The 9843-nt window shown below is 46.9% G+C and carries 11 protein-coding genes and 1 pseudogene; 6 read left to right on the forward strand and 6 right to left on the reverse strand.

The genetic code is table 11. The features are described 5' to 3' along the window. Nucleotides 1-298: EAL domain-containing protein (locus B2X00_RS05885; protein ID WP_290486513.1), on the forward strand; the 298-nt coding region annotated here is incomplete at its 5' end. Here the strand turns inward: B2X00_RS05885 and B2X00_RS05890 are convergent. From B2X00_RS05890 to hemH, 3 genes are read right to left on the reverse strand one after another with little or no spacing between them, the layout of a single operon-like run. Beyond that, on the reverse strand, nt 291-758 hold the full coding sequence (locus tag B2X00_RS05890; protein WP_290486514.1) for a hypothetical protein: 468 nt from the start codon (nt 756-758) through the stop codon (nt 291-293). The genes B2X00_RS05885 and B2X00_RS05890 overlap by 8 nt on opposite strands. Nucleotides 759-766: 8 nt before the next feature. Then, the gene (locus B2X00_RS05895) at nt 767-1270 is read right to left on the reverse strand and encodes a retropepsin-like aspartic protease family protein (RefSeq protein WP_006954408.1); all 504 of its coding nucleotides are present in this window, start codon (nt 1268-1270) and stop codon (nt 767-769) included. Between the two features lie 7 nt (nt 1271-1277). Further along, on the reverse strand, nt 1278-2375 hold the full coding sequence (hemH, locus tag B2X00_RS05900; RefSeq protein ID WP_290486515.1) for a ferrochelatase: 1098 nt from the start codon (nt 2373-2375) through the stop codon (nt 1278-1280). A gap of 129 nt (nt 2376-2504) precedes the next feature. On the opposite strand from hemH, the gene B2X00_RS05905 reads away from it, so the two are divergent. Next, nucleotides 2505-3122 carry a YqaA family protein gene (locus tag B2X00_RS05905; protein WP_083404982.1) on the forward strand — a complete coding sequence of 206 codons (618 nt, stop codon included), beginning with the start codon at nt 2505-2507 and terminating at the stop codon, nt 3120-3122. A gap of 10 nt (nt 3123-3132) precedes the next feature. After that, entirely contained in the window at nt 3133-4167 is a 1035-nt protein-coding gene (locus tag B2X00_RS05910) for a CNNM domain-containing protein (protein WP_290486516.1), read from the forward strand. On the opposite strand, the gene B2X00_RS05915 is transcribed toward B2X00_RS05910, so the two are convergent. Then, a complete protein-coding gene (locus B2X00_RS05915) occupies nt 4132-4857 on the reverse strand; it encodes a sulfite exporter TauE/SafE family protein (protein ID WP_290486517.1) in 726 nt (241 codons plus the stop codon). The two genes, B2X00_RS05910 and B2X00_RS05915, sit on opposite strands and share 36 nt — an antisense overlap. A gap of 96 nt (nt 4858-4953) precedes the next feature. Here B2X00_RS05915 and B2X00_RS05920 point away from each other — a divergent pair, with 96 nt between their 5' ends. Then, on the forward strand, nt 4954-5883 hold the full coding sequence (locus B2X00_RS05920) for a rhodanese-related sulfurtransferase (protein ID WP_290486518.1): 930 nt from the start codon (nt 4954-4956) through the stop codon (nt 5881-5883). Between the two features lie 57 nt (nt 5884-5940). Then, nucleotides 5941-6417 (forward strand): Dps family protein, encoded by a 477-nt coding sequence (locus tag B2X00_RS05925; RefSeq protein WP_006954414.1) that lies wholly within the window; start codon nt 5941-5943, stop codon nt 6415-6417. Nucleotides 6418-6472: 55 nt separating this feature from the next. On the opposite strand, the gene B2X00_RS05930 is transcribed toward B2X00_RS05925, so the two are convergent. Next, nucleotides 6473-8938 (reverse strand): TonB-dependent receptor plug domain-containing protein, encoded by a 2466-nt coding sequence (locus B2X00_RS05930; protein ID WP_290486519.1) that lies wholly within the window; start codon nt 8936-8938, stop codon nt 6473-6475. Nucleotides 8939-9113: 175 nt separating this feature from the next. On the opposite strand from B2X00_RS05930, the gene B2X00_RS05935 reads away from it, so the two are divergent. After that, a complete protein-coding gene (locus B2X00_RS05935; protein WP_006954416.1) occupies nt 9114-9311 on the forward strand; it encodes a DUF3185 family protein in 198 nt (65 codons plus the stop codon). 21 nt (nt 9312-9332) lie between these two features. On the opposite strand, the pseudogene B2X00_RS05940 reads toward B2X00_RS05935, so the two are convergent. After that, nucleotides 9333-9843 (reverse strand): annotated as a pseudogene (locus tag B2X00_RS05940) (MFS transporter permease); the annotation flags it as partial.

Genomic DNA, 9843 nt, shown 5'->3' on the forward strand with positions numbered 1-9843 from the left:
CTTTGGTACAGGCTATTCATCACTTTCATATTTGAACGACTTACCGGCCGATATTATCAAAATCGATCGTAGCTTTACTCGCCGAGTATTGACTGATAGCGCATCTCACCCGGTTACAGAAGCAGTCATATCGATGGCGTTAGGAATGAACAAATCAATTACTGTCGAGGGTATTGAGAGTGCCGAAGAGGCCTCATACTTTGTCAAGCGACATTGCCAAGCGGCACAAGGTTTCTACTACTACCGCCCGATGCCGCTCGAGCAACTCATTGAAGTCGTCGAACAGCCGACTACTTGATACGCTCTATTTTCAATCGTTTATTCACGCCCTCCCGGGTTAGATAGAACGCGTTAAACATACCACGTTCGACAAAGTAGGTTGCACCGTCTTGCCACGGAAAGTAGCTATCTGAGCCCTCTTGTTTCCACACCTGCCCATTGTCGAAAGTGAGTATCCACTTACCATAAGCGTCCTCATCTCGCTCCGTGATCTGCACGGTGATGCGTTCGTCTTTTTTCAGTTTCTTATGCTCTAAGCCAAACTCTGAATTATTTTGACGCTCTCGCTCCACTTTCTCTTTCATCTTTGCCGTTGGCACGGGCTTTTTGTCTTGTTCGTGCAAACGGTCATAACACATCAGCCGCTCTTGGTCGTCTTTAATGACAGCACAATCACGATATGACTGCTGAGCAATTACTGATGACGAAATAACAGCAGATACCAAAAAAAATGTACCCGTTGCGATTATCTTTTTCATAAAACCTCTCAATATTTGATCGTTAGGGTGTCACCCTTTTGCACCAGCTCCATTTGTTTTAACGCGCTCATGCCCAGCAAGATCACATCATCCTCCAAACCTGGGGTAATTGATGCATCAACATTATTCAGTGTAATTCCACCCAGCGTTAAGGTATTCAGGTGAGTCCGATAGGTCACAATACGTCCGTTCGCGGTCGCCGAAATACCCTTGCGTCCTTTGACCAAACCGAGCCGGTCAGCCACCTGCTGGGGAATCGCTACTAACGTTGCACCGGTATCTAAAAGAAATGTGACGGGTTGTTGGTTTATCTTGCCAGATACCACATAGTGGCCCATACGATTTTGCGTCAGTTCGACCACGGTTTGCCCGCCCAGTCGCTGAGAAACAACGTCTTGGTTGGGATTAAATTGCTGCTCGAGCTTGTCTTGGAAGAACCAAACCAATAGCGCGAGGGCAAGTCCCCACGCTATAAAACTAAATGTTTTACCAAATCCTTGAGTGCTACTCATGCTTGACTCAACTCGCCGTGTTTCGCTCTACCTTATCAGCTTCACGTTGTCTTGTCGCTAACGCTTCGGCCTGCTGCTCGGGTACAGTCCAGCCTGCGAGGTTATCTTTAATTAAGCTAACAAGTGCTGAGATATGCTCCTCATCAGCATTGAGTGCGCTAATATATTCATAGCGCTCGCCCCCGTTCTCGATAAAGTACTCACGATTCTCTTCACCAATTTCCTCAATGGTTTCCAAACAGTCTGATGAGAAACCAGGGCATACCAATTGGACCGATTTCACTGACTGCTTCGGCAATGCTTTTAACGTCTCATCGGTGTAAGGCTTTAACCATTCCTCACGGCCAAAGCGCGATTGAAAAGTTGTCATATACTCGTGCTCACTGAGGCCTAGACGTTCAGCCACCAAGCGCGTGGTCTTATAGCACTCACAATGATAAGGGTCACCGTTTTTCAGGTAGCGCAAAGGTACGCCGTGATAAGAAAAAATCAGCTTATCGGCACGTCCGTGTGTTTCCCAATGGCGCTCTATCTTATTAACTAAAGCACTGATAAATGGGTCATAGTCGTGATAATGCGAAATGAAACGAAACTCGGGTAACCAACGTCGCTGAGTAAAGTCATTCGCTATTGCATCGAAGGTTGAGCCCACGGTCGATGCCGAATATTGAGGATAGAGCGGTAACACGAGTAGTTTGCGTACACCCGCACGCATCATTCTATCAAGCGCATCTTGGATCGATGGCTTTCCGTAACGCATCGCGTAATCCACTACCACATGTTCACCTAAATCCTGCGTCAACGCGTGTTGCACCGCAGCGGCTTGGTCCTCTGTGTGATAAAGCAAGGGCGAGCCCCGATCCGTCCATACGGTTTTGTAAGCTTCCGCAGAACGCTTAGGCCTGATATTTAGAATGATACCGTTAAGAATAATTTTCCAAAGCCAACGTGGAAACTCAACAACCCTCGGATCAGATAAGAATTCCTTTAGATAGGGCTTGAGTGCTGCTTTAGTGGGCGCGTCGGGCGTACCTAGGTTAGTGAGCAAAACACCGACTTTATCAGCTTGTTGATGCGAGAACGCGCTATTACCACGATAATTCATTGAGGAAACACCTTATTAACTTCATTCTGGGTTTAGTTTACGAAATTTTTCGACTTTACGATCCACTAAATTCCAATTTATGCAGTATAACGATACGATTAACTTAATCGAGTAAAAAGGATACCTAAAGTGAGTAACGAGCCTGCTTCAGCGCAGAAAATTGAACCGGATGATAAAAAAGCGAACAAGTGGTTCCAGAAACTCATTGACTCGCCTCATGCACTGGTACTTTTATTTTTCTTCTCAGCGCTGGAAGCCACCATTATACCTATTCCTTTAGAACTCATATTAGTGCCATATATGCTTGTTGAGCGCCAGCGTATTTGGCTCATTGCTTCTGTCGCGCTAGCGGGTTGTCTAACAGGAGCGACCGCTGGCTATTTTGTGGGTCAAGCATTCATGGATACGGCAGGCGTTTGGGCAATCAATTATTTTGGTATTGAAGATTCTTTTGAACAATTTAAAAGTACACTCGAAGCTCAAGGCTTCTGGGCCGTATTTTTAGTGGGCGTGACACCCGTTCCCTTCCAAACAGCGATGTTAGCTGCCGGCGCCGTTGACTACTCCTTTGTCATGTTCATGCTGGCGTCGGCGCTATCACGCGGCATTCGCTATTATGGACTGGCGTTACTGGCTCTCTGGTTAGGCCCTTATGCACAAAAATGGTGGCAAAAACACGCTATTAAGCTTGGCTGGGGGGTTGTACTTATAGCCGCAATGGTTATTATCGGCGTTCAACTCGTATAGGTACTCATTCATGTTTTTGCTGATTGTATTTGCGTTTATAGCTATTGGTGTATCGTTTTTGTGCTCCATGCTTGAAGCGTCGTTGCTGTCGATTACACCAAGCTACATTGCTGGTCTCAAAGAACAGCGTCCAAAGCTGCACAAACAGCTATCAAAATTGAAACAGACAATTGATCGCCCACTCGCCGCTATCTTAACCCTCAATACGATCGCGCATACGGCCGGTGCAGCAGGTGTAGGCGCCCAAGTTGGTGTTGTATTCGGAGATGGTTATCTCGGTGCCGCGAGTGCAGTCATGACATTACTGATTTTGATTCTGTCAGAAATCATTCCGAAAACTATCGGTGCAAAATTTTGGCGTTCGCTCGCGCCTCTACTACCGGGTATTTTGAACTTCTTAATCACCAGTCTTAAACCTTTTATCTGGCTGTCCGATCAAATTACCAAACGTATTGGCGCCAATGAAGCAGATATCGATGTACGCTCAGAAATCAAAGCGATGGCGACCATGGGACTCGAGCAAAATGCGCTGGATGAGGACGAGCGCCGAGTTATCTGGAATATTCTAGATCTACACGATATTCGCGTGAAACAAGTCATGACGCCGCGCACAGTATGCGAGACAGTGCGCCCAGATATGACCATTGGCGAGTTCTACAAGCACACTAAACAACTACCCTTTTCTCGATTTCCAGTCATCGATGCTGACGAGGAGCCGCATGGAATCTTGTTTCGCAGTGACGCGCTAGAAGCCGATCAGGAAACAACCCTTGCTGAACTCACACGCCCAGTTGAAATTGTCACGGAAACGGTGAGTGTTGAAGCCTTAATGGCGCACCTGCTGCAAGAGCGCCAGCATATGTGTTTGGTGTATGATGAGCATGGAAGTTGGCTTGGGTTAATTACTTTAGAGGATATCATCGAGACCATTTTAGGTACGCCCATAATGGACGAAACCGATAATATCGCAAGCCTCCGTCGTTATGCTCGGCAACGCTGGGATAAACGTCTAAAAGGCAGTCCAAAGCAAACGCAGAGCGAGTAAAGTGATCACCCATTTAAAGAGTTGGTCGAAGTGTCGATTAGTCATTCTCTTTAACCAGCGAACCCCCATGTAGGTTCCTAAAAAGCCGGCGGCTATCATACACATGATAAGTAACCACCACTGCTCAAAGACAAATCCTTGTGCGCCGAAGACAAAAGCTTTCGGCGCATGTTGCATTGTCATAATAGCGGCAAATGTCGCCACCACCGTATGCCTATGATCAAAGCGTGCTTTTACGAAACTGGCGACCACGGGCCCTGAAGCACCAACAAACAGCGAAATAAAGCCACATAATGCGGCGCCAAGCGCTAAACCAACACGTCCCAAAATTAATTTAGGTAACTGCGGGCCCCAGGTTAAAAACAACAGGAACCCAGCAATACTCAACTGTAACCAATGTTGCGGTAATTGCAGCAATACGAGACTACCCAGCAAGGTTCCGACCAGTCCAAAGGGCACAAACCAAATAACGGTAGGCCAATCAATATGCCGCCACGTCAGCGCTGAACGTCCTACATTCGATCCCATTTGCACAAAACCGTGCACGGGGATGATTGCATGCGCGGGCAATACCGAAGCTAATACGGCAATAAGTACAGCCCCACCCCCCGCACCTGCGACAGCACTCAATAGTGATGTCAAAAACGAAAGGCCCACCAATAAACTAAACCAGATATCCTCAACGCCCAACTTGGCCCCCTACACATAACGCTCTAATTTGGTTATAATCCGCCCGATTTTAACGCCTCGGATTTGCGATCCGACCTGCTGAAAAAGGAAGTAAACATGTATATCTGTGCAGCCCTCTACAAGTTCGTTGAACTCAACGACTTTGAAGCGCTCCGTGAACCGCTCTACCAAGTGATGTTAGAGAATGATGTTAAAGGCACATTATTGCTCGCACGTGAGGGCATCAACGGTACTATCTGTGGTACTCGCCAAGGCATTGATAATGTATTGGCTCATATCAACGCAGATGAACGCCTCGCTGGTATTGAGCATAAAGAGTCACCAAGCGATGAACAAGCGTTCTATCGCACCAAGGTAAAGCTTAAAAACGAAATTGTCACCATGGGCGTCGATTGGGTGGATCCGAAAAACACCGTGGGCACTTATGTCGAGCCAGAAAAGTGGAACGACCTTATCTCAGATCCCGAAGTGCTTTTAATTGATACGCGTAACGAGTACGAATACGCGGTAGGCACGTTCAAAGGCTCGGTCAACCCAAAAACGGAAACGTTCCGTGAGTTCCCTGAATACGTCAAGGAGCACCTAGACCCGTCTAAACACAAAAAAGTAGCCATGTTTTGTACCGGTGGTATTCGATGCGAAAAATCCACGGCTTACTTGAAAGAGCAAGGGTTTGATGAGGTCTATCATTTAAAGGGCGGCATCTTAAAATATCTAGAAATGGTGCCCGAGGAAACCAGCCTTTGGGATGGTGAGTGCTTTGTTTTTGACCAGCGTGTAACGGTAAAACACGGTTTAGAGCAAGGTGCGTACGACCAGTGCTATGCGTGCCGCATGCCTATCACTGATGAAGAGAAGCAATCGGAACATTATGTGAAAGGTGTCAGTTGTCCACACTGTTACGATAAAACAACCGAAGAGCAAAAAGCACGCTATGCCGAACGCGAGCGCCAGATCCAGCTCGCTAAACAGCGAGGTGAAGCGCATATTCGCGATGGTAAACGCGATGCCACACTACAAAACTGATCGGAATTGCGCTAGATTCGTATCAGTTCAACAGCATCGTTTTACCGGAGATAAGTAATGAAGCAATTAAAAGTGATTGGTTTAGATGAGAAAAAAGCTGAGCAATTAGCCGACAAACTCAACGAGTTGTTGTCTAACTATCAGATTTTTTACATGAACGTTCGTGGCTTTCATTGGAATATTAAAGGTGAGCGCTTTTTCGAGCTACATGCCAAATTCGAAGAAACCTACGACGATTTATTGTTGAAGATTGATGAAATTGCAGAGCGTATTTTGACATTAGGTCAACGCCCGATGCATGCCTATTCAACTTATATCAAGACCAGTGACATCGAAGAAGTCAAAGACGTTCATGATGGTCGTGCGTGTGTGGCTAACATCCTAGATAGCTATCAAACGACAATTCGTCTACAGCGCGAAATTCAAGATCTAGCGAATGACGCAAATGATGAAGGCACTTCAGCGCTGATGAGTGATTACATCCGCGAGCAAGAAAAGACTGCCTGGATGCTAACCTCATACTTAAACGATTAAGATTACAAAACCAGAAGTTGAAAGCCCACCTCGCGGTGGGCTTTTTTGTGAGCAATTAAAAGCTGTACTTCGCTTTTACGTAGTAGTAACCGCCGTTTATACCGAACGGTAGTGTCTCCCAACCGTATTTAAAGCCTGCTTGAGAGAACGGAACGCCTGCACTACCCCATTCATCTGGGTAGGTATCAAACACGTTATTTGCACCCACGACCACTTTAAAGTCCTCAGTCAGATCGTAACCTACCGACAAGTCTGTGAGCCACTTTCCATCCCACTTATGTTTAACACCGGTGAACGCTTGACCTTCGACAGCACCAAAATAGTTGAATGCAAGGTTAACGCTCCAACGATCACGCTCCCAATCGGCCATAATAGACGCTTTCTCACTGGGCTGACCTTCTTCAATACGCAATACTTGCGTATCGTTAAATATCTGCTCAGCAGGAATAAGTGATGAGACCGAGTTAACGCGTTCGACATCGGTATTAACGAAGCTCAACGCCGTAGTTAACACCAGGTCGCCACTCAACACATCAGTCGGATATGACGCGATAATATCGACGCCCTGCGTTTTGGTATCCACAGAGTTAGTGAAGAACTGCGCCGCACCGAGATTGTTATTGTCGAGTATGGTTGCGAACTCGGTACCGATATCTGCTGTTAAAGGCTCTGAGATAACGATGCGATCATCAATATTAATTTGATACAAATCAACGGTCAGATCGAGTCCGTTGCGCCAACGTTTGATGATACCAATACTCGCGCTCTCAGATGTTTCTTCCTCAAGTCGATTAATACCGAATTGACGAGCAACTTCATCGTCATTCGACACAGTGCCGGTTTGTACCAAAGTTCCATTTACGATATTAGTAAGCACTTGTGAGTAATATATTTGTTGCACACCGGGCGCTCTAAAGCCGGTCGCCAACGTACCGCGGACCGAGAAATCACTGGTAATATCGTACCGTGTCGAAATCTTACCAGAGATATTATCACCCGCGATATCGTAGTCTTCGTAACGTAATGCACCGGCAAGCAACCAGTCAGGGGTTACGTAATATTCGGCATCAACGTAAGCGCCATAACTATCACGTGAGGCATCCACTTCTTGTCCCGGACTAAAGCCTGGAAATCCTTGTATACCCGCTTCTGCCGGTGCACCGGAAGGAGTCAGAATGGTGACTGAGGGATCATTAGTTCGACCGTAAGCCCAAGATACCGGATCACCAGCATTGATCTCATAGCCATCGGTTCTAAACTCAACCCCCAAAGCCAAGTAGAGCAATTCGTTATTGACGTCGATGGTGCCGTTAAAATCGAGGTTAAAGGTGGTTTGGTCAAACACTAATTCACCATCAAACGCCTCGGTCGGCGTATCGGCGTATATTCCGCCGCCCGGCGCCGGCTCATAATACCAGCTGACGTTTGCTGAGTTGGCAGAGTTAAAACCGAATTCATTTTTGCCATACACAATGCTCGCGTCCCACAACCAAGCATTGGGTAGGTCACCACGTACCCCAACGGCTAACGACTGGTCATCCGCTTCAGTTTTTAGTTGGGGCAAAAAACCGTCTGGGTAAATTGTTTCAATGGTGCGTGGGTGTCCGCGTCCACGGAAAAAGCCCGCTGATCCGCCATCGCGTGACGAGATACCACCAAACGCATAGAGCTCGGTAGAGCCGCTCAGTGTGTAAGCTGAGTTAAACCATGCATAATAGTTTTCTGAATCCGCATCACCGACATGTAAACGTACAACAGGATCACCATTGCGGTCCCACCAATCACCGATTAGCTGCCCACCGGTCGCTTCTAACGTTGCGGGAGCGGCGCGGTTAGTCATACCGCGATCACGGTATTCTAAGGTAAAGTTAAAGTAGCCTTTATCATTGGTCGTACCTAAGTTGAAACCGACTTGATTGACTTCGCCATCGCCTTCATAGGTTTGTCCGATTTCAGCATTTACACTTCCCCCGTCACTCGATTTAAGCGTGATGTTAATAACACCTGCAATAGCATCAGAGCCATATTGGGCTGCTGCGCCATCCCGCAGAATTTCTACGCGTTCAACCGCGGTGATTGGGATCGCATTGATATCATAACCTGCCGAGCCTTTACCGATCGTCTCTTGTACGTTAACCAAGGCTTGCTGATGACGCCGTTTACCATTGACGAGTACAAGTACTTGGTCAGGTCCTAGACCACGTAACGTCGCTGGTCGAATGATATCCGAGCCATCTGAAATGGTGGTGGAAGAAAAGTTAAACGAGGGCGCGCTCATCTGAATCGCTTTACCTAGTTCTGTTGCTCCCGTCTCTGCCAGCTGTTCACTGGAGATGATATCCACAGGTGAAGCCGACTCAGTAGCCGTTCTTCCGTTCACCCGTGATCCCAGAGTTACGATACGCTCAATATTTTCGGGCGCTTCTTCAGCTTGCTGTTGCTGTGCCAAAACCGGTGAGGCACTGCAAACTGCTGATACGGCAAGCGCGATGACACTTAATTTTATTGTTTTTTCTTTCATGCTCGCTCTTCCTTCACCATTTTGTAATAGTTCATTTACAGTGTTTACTTATATTACGGAAGAATATATATATGACATTTGACGTAACGCTGACGTCAAACTAAAAAATAAATGCTATGGTAATAAGTGCAGTTAATTTATTTTACATACATAACAACAACTTAGGTGAAATCAGATGAATAAAATCGTAGGTCTTATTCTTTTAGTGGTCGGAGCAATTTTGTTGTACTTTTCTTACGAGGCGTCTCAGTCACTTGCGTCTGAAGCTTCACAAATGGTCACCAATGAGCCAACTGATAACACCATGTGGTACTTAATCGGTGGTGTAGTAGCCGTGATTATTGGGCTATATGCGGTATTTAAAGGAAAATAGAATATACAGCAGTGTGTCTGGCTAACTGCCAGACACATTTTTAAGTGAGAGCGAGGACAGTGTGGCAAGCAACCCAATACCGACAAGCAACCATAATACCGCCGCCACACCGTAAGACGCATCTAACCAACCGAGTAAGATACCGGCCAGCAGAATAACGCCCATCACCGTATTGGATACAGCAGTCAGTTGCGCACGGTTATCTTGATTCGCCATGTCCACAAGGTAGGTTTTGCGCCCCACACGCGCGCCATGGTGCGCTACCGCAGATAGGAACATCAAACCACCCGCCGCCCAAATTGAGCTCAACGCTTGTGGGAACCAATAATAAATCGCCAAGGCTATCAACATCACAAGCGTCGACATCACTGACGCCGCCGCCATCACATGATGGCTAGCGGAATCTGACCAACGTCCCCAAAAACGGCCGGCCAATAGGCCAGCTAAACCGCTCGCTAATAGCAGACTACCTAGACTGGTATAGCCCGCATCACCTTCGCGCTGAATAAGAACGACGATATAAGGAATCGCA

It is taken from the genome of Idiomarina sp. UBA3162, from assembly GCF_002364475.1.
In the GTDB taxonomy this organism is placed as follows: domain Bacteria; phylum Pseudomonadota; class Gammaproteobacteria; order Enterobacterales; family Alteromonadaceae; genus Idiomarina.